The sequence below is a fragment of the Arthrobacter sp. GMC3 genome (assembly GCF_002929305.1).
Lineage (GTDB): Bacteria > Actinomycetota > Actinomycetes > Actinomycetales > Micrococcaceae > Specibacter.
In genome coordinates this window covers 150,312-166,735 of the sequence record NZ_PJIO01000007.1, presented here as the reverse complement: position 1 = coordinate 166,735, position 16,424 = coordinate 150,312, and the positions used below count along the sequence as shown (strand labels likewise).

Below are 16,424 nucleotides of genomic sequence, written 5' to 3'. Positions count from 1 at the left end.
CGGCTTTGTGGCGCAAACCATGGTGTGTCTTTGGGGACATTTAGGCTCAACCAGGCCCCGATCGCGGGTAAATTCGAACCATGAGCAATGGCGATATTACTTTTCACACCCGCAAATGGGTCCGCCCCGAAGACCTGAATGCCAACGGCACGCTATTCGGCGGCAGCTTGCTGCGTTGGATCGATGAAGAGGCCGCCATTTACGCGATCGTTCAGCTCGGCAATGGCTTGGCGGTCACCAAGTACATGTCGGAGATCAATTTTGTCTCCTCTGCCCGCCAGGGCGATCTGATCGAGATGGGCCTGACGGCCACCCATTTTGGCCGCACCTCCTTGACGATGCGCGCCGAAGTTCGCAACATGTTCACCCGTGAGTCCATCTTGACCATCGAAAAGATCGTGTTTGTAAACCTTGGGGAGGATGGCAAGCCGGCGGCCCACGGCTATGACGCCATCACCTATGACAGGGACAGGGTTCCCCGCCAGCACTTGGGTCACTTCGAACCCCAGGATTAAACCGCCGCCGCGCGGCGTTGGCTAGCCCGGGTGTCCTGGAAGGCGACGATCCTCTCCAGCCCCTCCCGAACGGCGTCGTACCCTGCCGCGAAACTCAGCCTGACGGTGTGCCGCCCGCCCACGGTGTCAAAGTCGAGGCCGGGAACCACTGCCACCCCGGCTGACTCGAGCAACGCGGAACAGTAGTCAGCGGAGTCGGCAAAGCCGTCCATGGCCGGGCCCAGGCTGGCGTAGAGGTAGAAGGCGCCATCTGCCGGGGCCACGTCCGCCCAGCCCAGGCGGCCCACATTGGCCAGAAGGTAGTCGCGGGTTCGGGAGAATTCGGCCACAGACGCATCCGCCTGCGCGTAGGAGTCCTCGCTGAAGGCCGCTACAGCCGCCCATTGTGCGGGTGCCGGCGGGCAAAGGGCCACATTTGAGGCGAGTGCGTCCACCACCTCGATCAGCTCATCGGGCACGATCGCCCAACCCAGCCGCCACCCTGTCATGCCCCAATACTTGGAGAAGCTGGAGATCACCACGGCGCTGCGGTCCAGTTCCCACGCGCACGTGCCGCGAAAATCGGGCGTATCAGGCGAGGCATAGGTGATGCCGTGGTAAATCTCGTCGCTGATCAGGCGAACCGAATGGTTGGCGCACCATTGAGTGAGCTCACCCAGCTCATCGCGGGAGACCATGGTTCCGGTGGGGTTGGCGGGAGAGGCGAGCATCAGCCCCGCCAGGGGACCGTGCTCACGCACCGCCGCATCCAGCGCCGACGGCGTGGGCTGGAAGCGGGTGCCGGCCCCGGCCTCAATTTCTATCACCTCAACCCCGAGAGCCCGGAGAATATTCTTGTACGCAGGGTAACCGGGCCGGGCCAGCGCCACCTTGTCCCCGGCGTTGAATGCCGAAAGGAACGTCAAGAGGAAGGCTCCCGAGGACCCCGTCGTCACCGCCACGTTCTTAGCGTCAATATCCAAGGAGTACCAGCGCTTGTAGTGCCCGGCAATGGCCTCCCGGAGCTCCACGATGCCCAGCGCGGGCGTATACGTCAAAGGAGTCCCGGCTGCGTGGATGCCCGCAGCCGCCGCAGAAACACCAGACGGCGCGCCGCTCCCGGGCTCCCCCGCGCACAGTGAAATCACGGAGCGTCCGGCGGCCCGCAGCTCTGCCACACGTGCCAGGATATCCATGACGGCAAACGGCGGGACCTGCGCCCGTGAGGCAACGGGAAGCGGCTGGCTCATGACAGCCCCTTGCCGATGACCGGGAAGCCGGCTGTGGGGAAGGAACTGGGGAAGATCGACGGCGTCGGGGCCGGAACGGGGGCCAGGGCCACCGTGGTCTTTTCTCCCACGGGAAGCTCCACCAAAGTCCCTCGCACGTTCACGGCCCGGGCGACGCCGTCGTAGGTTGCAGGCAGGGTGAAACTGATGGCATCGGGGCGCAGCTCAACGTCCAGCAAGACCCCCCGGACGGAGAGTTTGAAGGTCAGCGAAGACCAGCTGGCGGGCAGGCGCGGGTCGAAGAACAGGTGCTGCCCCTGGTCGCGCATCCCGGCAAAACCGCAGACCAGCGAGCTCCAGATTCCGCCCGTGGAGGCGATGTGGACGCCGTCGATGGTGTTGCCGTGGGAGTTGTCCAGATCGATGAACAGGGCGTCGGTGAAGTGATTGAGGGCCGTGTGACTGTACCCGAGCTCGGCGGCCATGATCCCTTGGACACAGGCGGACAAGGTGGAATCCCCGGTGGTGATGGGGTCATAGAAATCGAAGGCGCGCTGCTTTTCCTCCGCCGTAAAGTCCTGCCACTGCAAGAACATGGCCAGTACGGCGTCGGCCTGTTTAAGTACCTGGTGGCGGTAGATCACCAGTGGATGGAAGTGCAGCAAAAGGGGGTATTTGGACCGCGGGGTGGACCAGTCCCAGGGTTCGAGGGTCATAAAGTCGTTGTCCTGGCTGTGCACCTGGAGGTGGGCGTCGTAGGGCACGGACATCCTGTCAGCGGCCTGCTTCCACACCAGCCGTTCCGTGTCGGTGACGCCGGGGTAGCCCTCAACCTCGGCTGCCGCCCGCAGATTGAAGCGGGCCATGACGTTGGTGTAGAGGTTGTCGTTGACCACTGCCGTGTACTCGTCGGGGCCGGTCACACCGTGAATGTGGAACATTCCATCCTTGCCAAAGAACCCCAGGGAAACCCACATGCGTGCCGTTTCAATGAACAGCTCCGCCCCCATGTCCTGCCGGAACGCAGCGTCCCCGGTGGCCCATTCATACCTTTTCGCGGCAAAGGCGATGGCCGCGTTGATGTGGAACTGCGCGGTGCCGGCGGCATAGTAGGCGCTGGCTTCGAGCCCGTTGATGGTGCGCCAGGCGAACAGGGCGCCGTCCACACTGAGCTCGGTGGCGCGACGGCGCGCGGCCGGCAGCATCCTGTGCCGGGATTCCAGGACTTGCCGTGCGGCGGTCGGATTGGTGTACGTCAGGTACGGCAGCAGGTAAATTTCCTGATCCCAAAAATAGTGGCCCTCATAGCCCGAGCCGCTGACACCCTTGGCCGGTATTCCGGAAACCCCGGCCCGCGCCGTGGCCTGCGACAGAACAAACAGGTTCCATCGAATGGCCTGCTGCAGTTCGGGCTCCCCACCCACCACAATGTCGGCCGTGGCCCAATAGTTGGCGTAGTGCGCAACGCTTTGAGCAAAGATGGCGTCCACACTGATAAGCGCCGCCTGGGCCTCTGCCGCCAGGGTTTCTCCACGGTCCGGTGCCGCCGACGTCCCGGCGGTGGCATAGCTGACGCTCTTGTGGAGCACAAACTTCTCACCGGCCCCGAGACCCAGAACATAGCGAACTGTCGATTCGTCCTGACCGACCACCGTTTCAAAGGGCTGCTGGTCGGTATTGATCGTATGCTCCACGGCCATGGCGACGCCCTGTCGGGACGCCGCGGTTTCCCAGGCAAGTTCAAGCGACCCGTCGACCCCGTGGAGGTGCAAGGGCAGCAGGATCCGGTCTGCATGGCGTCCCGCGCGGCGCGGGTCGTGGGCGGACTGGTCTTCCACAGGCTTGTCCTGCCGGTTGACGATGTCGCTCCTGACATCCGCGTACACCTCCCGGTCGGCGGTGATGGCTAGCTCGATTCCCAGCGAACCGCGTGATTCAAAGCCCACCGCACGGCGCACCACGGTAGTGACGGTGGCGCCGGAACGGGCAGCCCAGGTCACGGCGCACCGGTAGATGCCGGTTGAAAAGTCCACGCTGCGCCGGTAGTCGAGGACGGTTGAATCGGCCAGTGAGAGCATCTCGCCGTCGATGCTCACGGTGAAGTTGGCGGCGTCGGGCACGTACACGATCCGTTGGCCGGTGCGCGCAAAGCCATAGGCATTTTCTGCGTGTTTGATGTCCCAAATTTCGTGGAAGCCGTTGATGAACGTCCCCGGCAGGACCCCGTCGCCGCCGAATGAATGACTGCCCCTGATGCCAAGGTGCCCGTTACCCAGGGCCATCAACGTTTCCAGGGTGCCGTCGTCGTCGGCTTCATGGGAGGTCTCCACAAGCTGCCACGGCTCGCACGGAAAACGTAGCCGGTCCGAGTTGATCAATGCCACGGGCGTTGCTCCTTTGTCGTCGTCAATTCTTGTGGGGAGCTTGGCTAGAGAAGCTCGTCGAGGTCGTTGACCACCACGGTGGCCCCGGCGTCGAGCAGCGTTTGCCGGCCTGCGCCCCGATCAACCCCAATAACCGCCTGAAAGTCCCCTGCACTGCCGGCTTGGACGCCGGAAACCGCGTCCTCCACCACTATGCAATCGCCGGTGGGGACGCCGAGCAGCCCCGCAGCGTAGGTGAAGGTGTCATGGTCCGGCTTGCCCGGCAGTCCGGCGGCGGCGGCTACTTCCCCGTCCACCACCACGGGGAAGTAGTCTTGCAGGCCTGCCGCGGCCAGAACGGCTGGGGCGTTTCGGCTGGAGGAGACGACGGCGAGCTTGAGCCCGTGCGCCTGCGCCGCCTCCACGAAGCGCACCGAGCCGGGGTATGGCTGCACGCCGGTTGTTTTCACAATGGTGTTGAACACCAGGTTTTTCTTGTTGCCCAGGCCGTGGACGCTCAGATGGGCGGGGTCGTCGTCGAGCGGGCCCTCCGGGAGCGTGATTCCGCGCGAGGCCAGGAAGTCACGCACACCGTCAAAGCGGGGCTTGCCGTCGATGAAATCGAAGTAGTCGCTTGCGCGGTAGCCCGGGTGTCCGGTTTCTGCCAGATACCCGTCAAAGAGCTGCTGCCACGCCTGTTCGTGCACCACCGCGGTGGGGGTCAGTACGCCGTCGAGGTCTATCAGCAGCGCGCCGGCGGCTTTCCAATCGAGGATGGTTTCAGTCATGGTGGTCCACATCTTCTTCCTGTCGCAGGCCTAGCGGCTTTGCCCTTACTGTAACCTTGCCACCTGCAAGCCACATAGGCTTGTGCCGTGAGTGAAATTACCCAAAACGACCCCGTAGAACTTGTTCAGCCAATCATTTTGCTGGTGGACAGGGAGGAACCGGCTGGCGCCGACCACGGGATCGCGGCCGCTGCCTTGGCTTCGGTGCAGGCTTTCATGCGGGAACCCGAAAATCCCGATTGGCATCAATGGGCTGCGGGTGCGTTTGCCAAGTCCGTGCGACGCGCCGACGCCAAAATGTTCGCCAAGGTTCTGGCCGCGTTTCCCGATCACGTGTTGGCCACCGTGGGTGAGGGCAGCGCCATTGGACTGCCACCCATGCCCGCGCAGGAATTGCCGAAGTTGCTGGCCAAGCTCCAAGTTTCAGGCACCCAGCTGCCCGCAGGCGAACCCCTCCCGCCTGCGCCGCTGACGATTGTTCTCAACAGTTCCTTGGAAATGTCCACGGGCAAGGCCGCCGCCCAGGCCGCCCACGCACTCTTCGCCTGGCTGCTCGAGGCCGGATCGGACGCCACAGAGGCGTGGGCTGCGGCGGGGTTCCCCGTGGGAATCACGCATGCCTCCGCGAAGGATTTCCGCAAGGGCGCCCGCCGCGCCACCGGACCCGTCATTCAGGACGCCGGGCGGACGGAGATTGAACCGGGTTCCACCACCGCCTACGTGGTCACCGGACTCTAGCCCCGCTTAAACCAAGAACGACGCCGGAACCTAAGTTCCGGCGTCGTCCTCTAGTTTTGTCCTACTCGGCCGCAGCGAGCTGGCCGCACGCGCCGTCGATTTCCTTGCCGCGGGTGTCGCGCAACGTGGTGGGCACACCGGCTTCGATCAGGCGGTCAATGAACTCCTGCATGACTTCCGGCTCGGAGGAGGTCCAGATGGAGCCGGGGGTCGGGTTCAGCGGGATCGGGTTCACGTGCACCCAGCCGCGTCCGCGCTGGTTGAGCTTCTTGGCCAGCAGGTCGGCACGCCACGGGTGGTCGTTCATGTCCTTGATCAGCGCGTACTCGATCGACACGCGGCGGCCGGTGACCTTGTAGTAGTTGTAGGCCGCATCCAGGGCGTCATCAACTTTCCACTTGTCATTGACCGGAATGAGCTCATCGCGCAGCTCGTCATCCGGGGCGTGCAGGGACAGCGCGAACGTGATGCCCAGGCCCTCTTCGGCCAGCTTGTTGATGGCCGGGACCAGGCCCACGGTGGAGACCGTGATGCCACGGGCGGACATGCCCAGGCCCTCGGGACCCTCGGCCACCATGCGGTGCACGGCGTTCATGACGCGCTTGTAGTTGGCCAGCGGCTCCCCCATGCCCATGAAGACAATGTTGGTGACGCGCTCGGCGTCGTGCCCGCCGTCGCGGCGCAGGTGGCCCAGCCCGCCCTCGGCGATGACCCGGTTGGCCTGGACAATCTGGTCAAGGATCTCCGCGGTGGACATGTTGCGGGTCAGCCCGGCCTGGCCGGTGGCACAGAACGGGCAGTTCATGCCGCAGCCACACTGGCTGGACACGCACAGGGTCACACGGCCCGTGTAACGCATGAGCACCGACTCCACCAGGGAGCCGTCAAAGAGGCGCCACAGGAACTTGATGGTGTCGCCGTTATCCGTAGTGAGGCGCTTGACCTCGGTCAGCAGCTTCGGGAACATGGTGTCCACAATCTCGGCGCGGCGGTCCTTGGGGAGGTCGCTCATCAGCTCGGGATCGGTAGTGTAGTGCTGGAAGTAGTGCACGGAGAGCTGCTTGGCGCGGAATGCCGGCAGACCCATCTCCTTGAACTTCGCCTCACGCTCGGGCAGCGTCATGTCGGCCAGGTGCACCGGCGGCTGCGAAACGCGCGGAGACTTGAACTGCAGCAGCGGGCGTCCTCCCGGATCCTTGGCCTGCTTCCAGCCCTCGGTGGCAGGCATGACCTGGGCCGGACGGCGGGCAGGACGTGTCTTGGTGGCTGGCGCTACGGGGCTGGGGGTGTTTTCGAGGGAAGTCATCCTTTCCATTCTCCACCACGGATGCGTTCCTGTCCCGCCTTGGATGTGAAGATCACATTCGCAACTCCTTTTACGCGAACCGTGAGGTATGGCGGCTTAGCGCCCCCAGAGTCGCCATATCTCACCGGTCACGGGGCTCTCGCCTAGGCTGGGACCCGTGACTTCCCTTTTGCTGGCCGCAGCCCTTGGCGGCATCTACGTCTACTTGCGCCGCAAGGATCCGCGCATGCTGCGCAACGGGATCGTGCTGGTTGCCGCGTTCTGGTTTGGGCTTCTGGGCGTCTCCCGAATCCTCGCCGACGCTTTTCCCTGGTTTGACTGGGCGGTGCTGGGTTTCATTGCCCTGACACCCCTGGCCGTGGTGGTGCTGGCTGGCTTCCTGATCGCCAACGGTGTCACCATGCTCCGTCATGAGAGCCGCGGCGTGGGGAATCTGCTTTCAATGGTGGCAGGTGTGGCGCTGTTGGCCTTGCCTGTCATGGCAGGGCTGTTGCTTGCCACCCGGGACCCCTTAGCCATTGGATTTGCCGCGCTCCTATTCTTTCTCTGCAGCTATTTCGGTGTGGTCTTTGTGATTTTCCTGGCATACGCGGTGGCCTATGGGCGGATGCGATACAGCATCAGCCCGGATGTAGTTGTGATTCTGGGTTCGCAGGTCATGGGCGGAAAGGTTCCGCCGTTGCTGCGTTCCCGTTTGGACAAAGGCCTGGAAGTTTATGGGAAGGCGCCCGCTGACGTGCCACCCCTTCTGATTCCCTCGGGAGGTCGAGGTCCTGGAGAATCGTGTTCAGAGGGTGAGGCCATGGCCGAGTATCTGCTGGCCCAAGGGGTTCCACAGCAAGATGTTGCCGCTGAGACACGGGCCGCGAACACCGAACAAAACCTGAGATTTTCCGCCGTCGTGGCCGCAACACATGGCCGCCGTGGTCCACTGTTGGTGGTCACCAGCAACTACCACGTGTTGCGTGCGGCGCTCCTGTCCAGGAAGGTGGGCCTTGACGCCCAAGTGGTGGGGTCACCCACTGCCCACTACTTCTTGCCCAGCGCCTTTCTGCGTGAGTACGTGGCCATCTTGGTGGAGCACAGGAAGCTCCACGTAGTGATGTGCCTGCCATTTGTGGGCATTACTGCGTTGTTGACGGTGGCGTTGCTGATCTCATCACAGTAGAGGCGTGCTGCTTCTCCGCACGCCTAGTCCACAAACTCCGACTGGGTTTCAATGAAGCCCCATTCGCGCTCGGTCAGCGTCCCGCCAACCACCTCGCCTCCGGCAGCCAGCACGGCCGCCAACACGTGATCGGGCACAGTACCGGCGCCCACATTTTCGCGTAGCCACTGCTTGGCCGGCAGGTCCAGCTCAAGCCACCACAGATGAATTTCCACTTCGGCCACCCCCTCGGATGTCCTTCCACGCTATGCCCGTTGGGCGTGCAATTCAATGGCCAGAAATCAGCCACACCACGGCGAAGACGACGGCGAGCAGCGGGAACGCCGCCTGCACCAGTGCCGCTTTGGCCTTGCTGGGCGAGGAGATCAGTAGCACCAACCCGGCAGCGAGCATGGAGCCGGCACCGGCCAGGACCAAGGCGGCCCCTACGCCGTGGTGGCCGGAGGCCGCGGCAATGATGCCAGCCACCGCAACTACGGCAAGGAACAAGTTGTAAAACCCCTGGTTGAAGGCAAGGTCCTTGGTTGATTCGGCCTCGGCGGCGGTGGTTCCGAAGGTCTTGCGGGTGGCAGGGGCCGTCCAGCGCAGCGATTCGAGCACGAAGATGTAGACGTGGACCAGGGCGGCAAGTGCCGCAAAAATCAGGGCCGTGGTGAGCATCGTAAGGAGTCCTTTCGTGGGCGGAAAGTTAGCCGCGGGGGATGTTGCGTAGGTTCGAACGCGCCATGCTGACCACTTCGCCAGCACCTTTATTCAACACGATCTTGGACATGGCCGTGGCGAAGCCGATCACTTGCCCGCTCTTCAGTTTGGGCGGGATGGACAACGCCTGAGGATCGGTGACCAATTCCACCAATGAGGGGCCGTTGTGGGCGAAGGCGGCCCGGTAGGCGTCGGCAATGTTGGCAGGATCGGTGACTCGCACGGAGTGGAAGCCCAGTGCGGCGGCGACGGCGGCATAGTTGACGTCCGGGACGTCCACGCCAAAGTCCTGCAAACCGTCCACCAGCATCTCCAACTTCACCATGCCGAGGGTGGAGTTGTTGAAAACCACCACGTTGAGGGGCAGCTTGTGCGCCGCCGCCGTGATCAGTTCTCCCAGCAACATGGACAGGCCGCCATCGCCGGAGACGGAGATCACCTGCCGGTCCGGGAACGCCGATTGGACCCCGATGGCCTGGGGCAGGGCGTTCGCCATGGAACCGTGGAGGTAGGAACCGATCAGCCGCCGGGTGCCCAAGGGGTTGATGTACCGGGCCGTCCACACATTGCACATGCCGGTGTCCGCCGTGAAGATGGCGTCATCCGCGGCGATCTCATCGAGCAATGACGCCGCGTATTCCGGATGGATGGGCACCAGCTTGTCGGCCTTGCGCGTGTAGGCGCCCACGGCCTTGTTCATAAGTCGGTCATGCTTTTTCAGGATCGCATCAAGGAACTTGGCGTTCTGTTTGGCCTCGACCAACGGCAGCAAAGCCGCGATGGTGGGCAGGACGTCGCCATGGACCGCAATGTCCACATCGGTTCGGCGCCCCAAATGTTCCGGCGCCCTGTCCACCTGGGCGGTGCGTGTCCCGGGCAGGAATTGGTCATACGGGAAGTCCGTGCCCAGCAGGATCAGCAAATCGGCGTCGGCTATTCCTTCCGCCGCCGCCCCGTAGCCCAGCAAACCCGTCATGCCAATGTCGTAGGGGTTCCCGTACTGGATGAAATCCTTGCCGCGCAGGCTGTGCCCGATGGGCGCCTTGATCTTCTCGGCAAGGGCCACCACCTCGTCGTGGGCGCCCTGCACACCGGCGCCGGCAAAGATGGCCACCTTGTCCGCGCTGTTGATGGCTGCTGCGAGTTCCCTGACACTTTCGGCGTCGGGCACTAGAGTGGCCGGGCGCACTGGGCGGGCCATGGGCGACGGCGCCGAGGCGGGCAGGCTGGCCACGTCACCTGGCAGGGTCACCACCGCCACCCCGCGCAACCCCACGGCATGTTGTATCGCGTTGTGGAGGACCCGCGGAGCCTGGTCGGAGGTGCTGATCAGCTCGGAGTACACCGAGCATTCTTCAAATAGCCTGTCCGGGTGGGTCTCCTGGAAGAAGCCGCTGCCGATCTGCTTGCTGGGAATGTGGGAGGCGATGGCCAGGACGGGCGCGCCGCTCCGATTGGCGTCGTAGAGGCCGTTCATCAGGTGCAGGTTTCCGGGCCCGCAGGATCCGGCACACACGGCGAGTTCGCCCGTCAGCTGGGCTTCGGCCCCGGCGGCAAAGGCGGCTGCTTCCTCGTGGCGGACGTGGATCCAGTCGATCCCGCCCTTGCTGGAACCGCCGGTTTTCCGCACGGCATCGACCAGCGGATTCAGGCTGTCCCCCACAATCCCGTAGATGCGCCGGACTCCGGCCGCCTGCAATTGCTCGATGAGTTGGCTGGCAAGTTCCTTGGCCATGACTGGCTCCCTAGTGGTTGGATGAGGCTCGCAGGCGGTTAGGCCCAATATATCCCCGTGCCCTTGGTGCGGTCACTCACAACGGGGTCAACTCGCGAGACCGGTGTGTTAAACCACCGTTCTCGCGAGTTGACCCCGTTTTCAAGGTTTCGCGCCTATTTTGCTGCGGCCGCGGCCTTTGCGGTCTCGACCACGTCGCGAACTGCCGGGAACAGCGCATGCTCCGGCGCCAATCCGGTGATCCGCACCGTGGCGTCGTGGGCCGTGTGGGAGCCGAGAATTTCGGCCAACTCGGCCACCTCGGCATCGCCCGCGGCGCTGAACCTCAGCGCCGCGCCAACAGCCTGCAGCAATGCGACAGGCTCGACGCCGTTTTCGGCCAGTTCCGCTGCCGGCCCGATGAACCGCTCGTGGCGGCTGAGCTTACGCATCGGCGCCCGTCCCACACGTGCCACCGTGTCGGGCAGGTATTCGTTGGAAAACCGCACCAGGATTTTTTGGACGTAGGCTTCCTGCTCCGCCTCGCCAAACTCGTGCTTCTTCACCAGCAGTCCCTTGGTTTCCTCCAGCACCGCCCGCACCTGGGCTTTCACGCCGGGGTCCGCCATGGCATCCGAGATCTTTTCAATCCCGGCCGCATAGCCAAAGTAGGCCGTGGCAGCGTGTCCAGTGTTGACCGTGAACAGCTTTCGCTCGATGTAAGGGGCAAGGTCGTCCACGAAGGTGGCTCCTCCGATGGTGGGCTCACCGCCGTTGAACGGGGTCTTGTCGATGACCCATTCAAAGAACGTCTCCACCGTGACATCCAGGCCCTGGCCCGGTGCCTGGTTAGGCACAATCCGGTCCACCGCCGTGTTGGCAAAGACGGCCCGCACATCAACATCGGCGGAGTCCACCGCGTCGTCGGCGCGGATGGCTGCCTCCAGGATGTCGGTGGCGTTGATTGCGTTCTCGCACGCCATGACCTGCAACGGGGCTAGCTCGGCGGACCGGGCTGCGATGCCTCGGGCAATCAGTGGGGCCACGAACTTCAGGATGTTTGGTCCCACCGCGGTGGTGACCATGTCCGCCGTCGCAATTTCCGCCACAACGGCGTCGGGAGCGGCGGCCGAGTTCAGCGCACGGAAATTGTTCACGGTGTGCACGGCCGGGGTATCACCCACCTCGTGGACGTTGTAGCTGTCTGCGGCTGCCAATTCGTTGATGAGAGCCTCGGCGACGTCGGCAAAGACCACCTCATAGCCGGCTTTGTGGAGCAGCAGCCCAACAAATCCGCGGCCGATGTTGCCGGCACCAAAATGAATTGTTTTCACTATGCGTTGACCTTTCCAAAGATGTCCAGAACTTCATCCACAGTGGTCGCACTTTCCAGCCGTGCCACCTGTGCCTTGTCGGTGAAGACGCGGGCGATCGAGGACAGGATGGCCAAGTGCTCGTTGTTCACACCGGCCACGCCCACCACGAACTTCACGGGTTTGCCGTTCCAGTCGATGCCGTTCGGGTAGTGGATGATCGAGACGGCCGAGCTGGTGATGTTGCCCTTGGCCTCGTTGGTGCCGTGCGGGATGGCCAGGAAATTGCCCATGTAGGTGGACACCGATTCCTCGCGCTCGTGCATGGCCTTGACGTAGACGGCATTCACGGCGCCACGGGCCAGCAGGAGTGCCCCGGCCTCGTCAATTGCACCGTCGCGGGTGGTGGCGGTGCCGTGCAGGATCACACTCTCGCGGGCCAGGATGTTGCTGCCCACGGCCTCTTCCTCCGCCGGGACAGCAGGCGTGGCGCCGGGCTCGGGAGCCGAGTTGCTGGCACGTACCAACTCCACAATCTCCTCATAGCGGGGGCTGTTCATGAAGTTGTCCACGGAGACGTGGACGGCGCTGGCCGTTACCGGGGCGGCGCGGGCGGCCAGGTCCTGGTGGGTCACGACGACGTCGTACGTGTCAGTCAGGTTCGAGATGGCAGAGTTGGTGACCTTGACGTTCGGGAACCCGGCCTTCTTGATCATATTGCGCAGCACCGACGCGCCCATGGCGCTGGAACCCATGCCGGCGTCGCAGGCAAAGACGACGGTGCTGATGGGGCCAGACGTGCCGGCTCCGGCCAGTGCAAACGCGACCGAGCTCTTCTTGCCCTTCAGCGCCTCCATCTTGGCCGTGGCATCGCCCAGGCCGTCGCTGTCCTCGGCGATTGGGCTGATTTTCAGGATGAAGGAGCCGATCAGGAAGGAGACCGCTGCTGCCGCCGTCACGGACAGTGCAACACCGAAGTAACTATCCCTGGACGACATGGCAAACACCGCGAAGATGCTGCCGGGGGCGGCCGGGGCCACCAGGCCGGAATTGGTGATGACCAGCATGAAAATGCCCGTCATACCTCCGCCGATGGTTGCCAGGATCATGACCGGCTTCATCAGGATGTACGGGAAGTAGATCTCGTGGATGCCACCCAGGAACTGGATGACAGCGGCACCGGGGGCGGAAGCCTTGGCCAGGCCCCTGCCGAAGAAGGAGTACGCGAGCAGCAGGCCCAGACCCGGGCCCGGATTCGCCTCGAGCAGGAACAGGATGGACTTGCCATTGGCGAGCGCCTGCTCGGTGCCCAGCGGGGTCAGGATCCCGTGGTTGATGGCATTGTTCAGGAACAACACCTTGGCCGGTTCAATGAAGATACTTGTCAGCGGCAGCAAGCCGTGGTTGACCAGAAATTCAACCGCCTTGCCGGCCGCCGTGCTGAACGCCAGCACCACCGGGCCCACAAGCAGCAGGCCCACCACGGCCATGATGCCCGCCAGGATGCCCGCGGAGAAGTTGTCAATGAGCATTTCAAAGCCAGGCTTGATCCGGCCTTCCCAGGCCTTGTCCAGCTTCTTCATGATCCAGGCCGTCAGCGGGCCCAAGATCATGGCGCCGATGAACATGGGGATGTCGGTGCCAACAATCACACCCATGGTTGCCACGGCACCCACCACGCCGCCACGAACCCCGTAGACCATCTTGCCGCCGGTGTAGCCGATCAGCAGGGGCAAAAGGTAGGTGATCATGGGGGTGACCATGGCGCCCAGGGCAGCATTGGGGAAGAACCCCGCAGGGATGAACAGGGCCGTGATGAGGCCCCAGGCAATGAATGCCCCAATGTTGGGCATGATCATGCCGGAGAGGAAGGTGCCAAATTTCTGCACCCCAACTCTCACACCGCCCTTAGGGGCGGCCACTGATGGTGTTGCCATTGTCTTTGTCCTAACCGTGAGTCCCGCGCCTATGCGGGGAAAGCTGCTTGTGATTCATGAAGTTTTGGCGATTCGGTCCAGCCACTCCAGGAACATCTTCAACTCGGTGGTTGAGAGTTGCTCCGGGCGGGAGGATTCAAGTGCGGCGTTGAGGGCGATAGCCGCCACCACCACCGACGACGCACCCACGGGTGTCGCCGACGTACTCAGCTCCATCTCCGAGGAGACGGCTGAGATGACGGCTTCTCTTGTCATGTCGGATAAATCAAAATTCCGCTCCGCTGCCGGTTCGGCAATGAGCATCAAGGTGACACCGACATTGGCTGCCAGAATGCTGCGGGCAGCCTCCGAGGGTGAGACGCAGAGTTGGCCGGCCGCGGCCGCCTTCTCCAACATTTCCTCCATAAAGCCCTCAGCCTCGGAAACCCGTGGGGGGCGGCTTTCGGGGCGGATATTGCCAAACATCACCGAATACAGTTGCGGATTATCCAAACCGAACTTCAGGTGGTTGTCCCAGATCTGGCGGACATCCTGTAGCGGCTTGCCGCTCGGTACAAAGTTGTGTTCGCCGGCCACATACTCTTCAAAGCCGACGTCGATGACCGCGTTGAAGAGCCCTTCCTTGTCGCCAAAGTGGTGGTACAACGTGGGAGCAGTCACTCCAGCCAACTCGGTGATTTGCCGAGTTGAGACGGGCCCGCCCGCTGAATTGGCCAGCAATTCGGCGGCGGCCTTTAAGAGCCTGGCTTTGGGTGGAAGCTGGCTGTCGATGTTCATGACTGCTACCCTAGCATCTATAGCAATGCTATATGAAGCAAATCACAGGATGTAGTTTTAGTACACCCCCGCATCCGCGGGGCACCCACCGATTGGCACTGAAGCCCGTCGGCAGGCGCCGCGGCCAGACACAGGAATTGAGGACTTTCAATGCAGAATTTCCCAGGAGTTGGCGTCAGCCCCGGTCGAATCGTTGGAACCATCCGGCAGATGCCGCGGCCACTGGCCGAACCGCCCACCGGGGATAAATTGGCCCCGGGCACAAGCGCCGAAGAAGCAGCGGACGCGCTTCGGGTGGCCGCCAAGGCTGTCCAGTCCCAGCTGCGTGAACGTGCCGCCGGCGCCAGCGCCGATGCGAAGGCCGTTCTGGAGGCAACCGCGCTCATGGCAACAGACCCCATGCTCATCAAGGCCTCCATCAAGCTAATCAACGCCGGATCCTCCGCGGAACGTGCGGTCTGGGAAGCGGCCGAAGCAGTGGCCGCCATGCTGGTGAACCTGGGCGGATATATGGCCGAACGCGCCACCGACGTGCTCGATGTCCGCGCCCGGATCGTGGCGTCCCTGCGGGGCGTGCCGGCCCCCGGCATCCCGTCCTCGGCCACCCCCTTCATCCTCATCGCCGAGGACCTGGCCCCCGCCGACACTGCCACACTGGACCCGGTCAAGGTGATTGCGCTTGTCACGGCCGGCGGCGGCCCGCAGTCACACACGGCCATCATCGCCCGTTCCCTCGGCCTGCCCGCTGTGGTCGCGGCCGCCGGCGTCGACCAGCTGGCGGACGGCACCGAAGTGTATGTTGACGGCGCGGCAGGGACTATCGCCACCGAGCCCGGAGATTCCGAGCGCGCAGCGGCACTTGCCTGGGCCGCAAATGCTTCAACCCTTGCCGTTTTTGACGGGCACGGAACCACGGCCGACGGCCATCTGGTCCCGTTGCTGGCCAATGTGGGCGGGGCCAAGGACGCCGTCAAGGCCGCGGCGGCCGGCGCCCAGGGCGTGGGCTTGTTGCGCACAGAATTTTGCTTCCTGGAACGGGAAACCGAGCCCACCATCGACGAGCAGGTGAAAGCCTACCGCGGTGTATTTGACGCCTTCCCCGGCAAAAAGGTGGTGGTTCGCACCCTCGATGCCGGCGCCGACAAGCCGCTGCCGTTCCTGACCGACGCGAGCGAACCGAACCCCGCCTTGGGTGTGCGCGGCTACCGGACGGACATGTCCTCCCCTGGGGTGCTGGAACGCCAGCTCGCCGCCATTGCACAGGCTGCCGACGGCGCCACGGCCGAGGTTTGGGTCATGGCCCCCATGATCTCCACCCCCGACGAAGCTGCCCGTTTCGCCTCGCTGTGCGCTGCCGCCGGACTGAAGACCCCCGGCGTCATGGTGGAGGTTCCCTCCGCGGCCGTCACCTCCGAGTCAATCCTGGGCCAGGTGGAATTCGCCAGCCTGGGCACCAACGACCTCACGCAGTACACCATGGCGGCCGACCGCCAGCTGGGGCCGCTGGCCGCGCTCAACAACCCGTGGCAGCCGGCCGTTCTCCAGCTTGTCCGCCTGACGGTGGCCGGCGCGCTGGCCGAGGGCAGTGGAAAACCAGTGGGGGTCTGTGGCGAGGCCGCCGCGGACCCGGCCCTCGCCGTCGTGCTGGTTGGCCTTGGCGTGTCAACGCTGTCCATGACAGCCAGGTCGCTGGCCGCTGTGGGCGCCGTGCTGGCCACGGTGACCCTGAAAGAGGCGCAGGAAATCGCTACACTGGCTCTACGCGCCACCAGCCCCGCCGAAGCACGGGACCGCGCACGCGGAAAATTGCCGATCCTGGCCGAGCTTGGCCTCTGATTTTTACCCGCCCCCGGCCGGTGCTACACCGCACCACAGCTAATCGCACCAACGGCTTC

Annotated in this window: 14 protein-coding genes; 4 read left to right on the top strand and 10 right to left on the bottom strand. The window is 63.8% G+C overall.

Annotation, left to right across the window (positions count from 1 at the left end):
- The first annotated feature begins 80 nt into the window (after window positions 1–80).
- Window positions 81–515: an acyl-CoA thioesterase gene (locus CXQ94_RS13140; protein ID WP_104090969.1), complete on the top strand. Its 435-nt coding sequence runs from the start codon at window positions 81–83 to the stop codon at window positions 513–515.
- Here CXQ94_RS13140 and CXQ94_RS13135 read toward each other — a convergent pair.
- The 3 genes from CXQ94_RS13135 to CXQ94_RS13125 are packed head-to-tail and all read right to left on the bottom strand — an operon-like array spanning window position 512 to window position 4,874.
- Window positions 512–1,744, bottom strand: a complete 1,233-nt coding sequence (locus CXQ94_RS13135; protein WP_104090966.1) for an aminotransferase class I/II-fold pyridoxal phosphate-dependent enzyme — start codon at window positions 1,742–1,744, stop codon at window positions 512–514. The genes CXQ94_RS13140 and CXQ94_RS13135 overlap by 4 nt on opposite strands.
- Window positions 1,741–4,107, bottom strand: coding sequence for a glycoside hydrolase family 65 protein (locus CXQ94_RS13130; RefSeq protein WP_104090963.1), 2,367 nt, complete (start codon window positions 4,105–4,107; stop codon window positions 1,741–1,743). The genes CXQ94_RS13135 and CXQ94_RS13130 overlap by 4 nt, the downstream gene beginning before the upstream one ends.
- A 44-nt stretch (window positions 4,108–4,151) precedes the next feature.
- The gene (locus tag CXQ94_RS13125; protein ID WP_104091100.1) at window positions 4,152–4,874 is read right to left on the bottom strand and encodes an HAD family phosphatase; all 723 of its coding nucleotides are present in this window, start codon (window positions 4,872–4,874) and stop codon (window positions 4,152–4,154) included.
- 87 nt (window positions 4,875–4,961) lie between these two features.
- On the opposite strand from CXQ94_RS13125, the gene CXQ94_RS13120 reads away from it, so the two are divergent.
- Window positions 4,962–5,612, top strand: a complete 651-nt coding sequence (locus CXQ94_RS13120) for a peptidyl-tRNA hydrolase (RefSeq protein ID WP_104090961.1) — start codon at window positions 4,962–4,964, stop codon at window positions 5,610–5,612.
- Between the two features lie 61 nt (window positions 5,613–5,673).
- On the opposite strand, the gene rlmN is transcribed toward CXQ94_RS13120, so the two are convergent.
- Window positions 5,674–6,840, bottom strand: coding sequence for a 23S rRNA (adenine(2503)-C(2))-methyltransferase RlmN (gene rlmN, locus CXQ94_RS13115; RefSeq protein WP_258067074.1), 1,167 nt, complete (start codon window positions 6,838–6,840; stop codon window positions 5,674–5,676).
- 235 nt (window positions 6,841–7,075) lie between these two features.
- Between rlmN and CXQ94_RS13110 the strand changes: the two genes are divergently transcribed.
- The gene (locus tag CXQ94_RS13110) at window positions 7,076–8,086 is read left to right on the top strand and encodes a YdcF family protein (RefSeq protein WP_258067065.1); all 1,011 of its coding nucleotides are present in this window, start codon (window positions 7,076–7,078) and stop codon (window positions 8,084–8,086) included.
- 23 nt (window positions 8,087–8,109) lie between these two features.
- Here the strand turns inward: CXQ94_RS13110 and CXQ94_RS13105 are convergent, their stop codons facing one another.
- The 6 genes from CXQ94_RS13105 to CXQ94_RS13080 form a co-directional block, all read right to left on the bottom strand.
- Window positions 8,110–8,310: a hypothetical protein gene (locus CXQ94_RS13105; RefSeq protein ID WP_306418902.1), complete on the bottom strand. Its 201-nt coding sequence runs from the start codon at window positions 8,308–8,310 to the stop codon at window positions 8,110–8,112.
- A gap of 43 nt (window positions 8,311–8,353) precedes the next feature.
- Complete coding sequence (locus CXQ94_RS13100; protein WP_104090955.1) at window positions 8,354–8,746, bottom strand: DUF1304 domain-containing protein; 393 nt, start codon at window positions 8,744–8,746, stop codon at window positions 8,354–8,356.
- A 28-nt stretch (window positions 8,747–8,774) separates the two neighbouring features.
- Window positions 8,775–10,523, bottom strand: coding sequence for a pyruvate dehydrogenase (locus CXQ94_RS13095; RefSeq protein WP_104090952.1), 1,749 nt, complete (start codon window positions 10,521–10,523; stop codon window positions 8,775–8,777).
- A 155-nt stretch (window positions 10,524–10,678) separates the two neighbouring features.
- The gene (locus CXQ94_RS13090) at window positions 10,679–11,836 is read right to left on the bottom strand and encodes a mannitol-1-phosphate 5-dehydrogenase (protein ID WP_104090950.1); all 1,158 of its coding nucleotides are present in this window, start codon (window positions 11,834–11,836) and stop codon (window positions 10,679–10,681) included.
- Window positions 11,836–13,752, bottom strand: coding sequence for a PTS mannitol transporter subunit IICBA (locus CXQ94_RS13085; RefSeq protein ID WP_104090947.1), 1,917 nt, complete (start codon window positions 13,750–13,752; stop codon window positions 11,836–11,838). Before CXQ94_RS13085 ends, CXQ94_RS13090 begins: the two co-directional genes overlap by 1 nt.
- Window positions 13,753–13,806: 54 nt before the next feature.
- Window positions 13,807–14,529 carry a TetR/AcrR family transcriptional regulator gene (locus CXQ94_RS13080; RefSeq protein ID WP_104090944.1) on the bottom strand — a complete coding sequence of 241 codons (723 nt, stop codon included), beginning with the start codon at window positions 14,527–14,529 and terminating at the stop codon, window positions 13,807–13,809.
- 150 nt (window positions 14,530–14,679) lie between these two features.
- On the opposite strand from CXQ94_RS13080, the gene ptsP reads away from it, so the two are divergent.
- On the top strand, window positions 14,680–16,365 hold the full coding sequence (ptsP, locus tag CXQ94_RS13075) for a phosphoenolpyruvate--protein phosphotransferase (RefSeq protein ID WP_104090941.1): 1,686 nt from the start codon (window positions 14,680–14,682) through the stop codon (window positions 16,363–16,365).
- Window positions 16,366–16,424 lie beyond the last annotated feature (59 nt).

Bases quoted from the DNA above. Each gene is read 5' to 3' on its own strand.
- CXQ94_RS13100 (WP_104090955.1), bottom strand. From the start codon at position 8,746: ATGCTCACCACGGCCCTGATTTTTGCGGCACTTGCCGCCCTGGTCCAC.
- CXQ94_RS13135 (WP_104090966.1), bottom strand. From the start codon at position 1,744: ATGAGCCAGCCGCTTCCCGTTGCCTCACGGGCGCAGGTCCCGCCGTTT.
- ptsP (WP_104090941.1), top strand. From the start codon at position 14,680: ATGCAGAATTTCCCAGGAGTTGGCGTCAGCCCCGGTCGAATCGTTGGA.
- rlmN (WP_258067074.1), bottom strand. From the start codon at position 6,840: ATGCCTGCCACCGAGGGCTGGAAGCAGGCCAAGGATCCGGGAGGACGC.
- CXQ94_RS13085 (WP_104090947.1), bottom strand. From the start codon at position 13,752: ATGGCAACACCATCAGTGGCCGCCCCTAAGGGCGGTGTGAGAGTTGGG.
- CXQ94_RS13080 (WP_104090944.1), bottom strand. From the start codon at position 14,529: ATGAACATCGACAGCCAGCTTCCACCCAAAGCCAGGCTCTTAAAGGCC.
- CXQ94_RS13125 (WP_104091100.1), bottom strand. From the start codon at position 4,874: ATGACTGAAACCATCCTCGATTGGAAAGCCGCCGGCGCGCTGCTGATA.
- CXQ94_RS13140 (WP_104090969.1), top strand. From the start codon at position 81: ATGAGCAATGGCGATATTACTTTTCACACCCGCAAATGGGTCCGCCCC.
- CXQ94_RS13095 (WP_104090952.1), bottom strand. From the start codon at position 10,523: ATGGCCAAGGAACTTGCCAGCCAACTCATCGAGCAATTGCAGGCGGCC.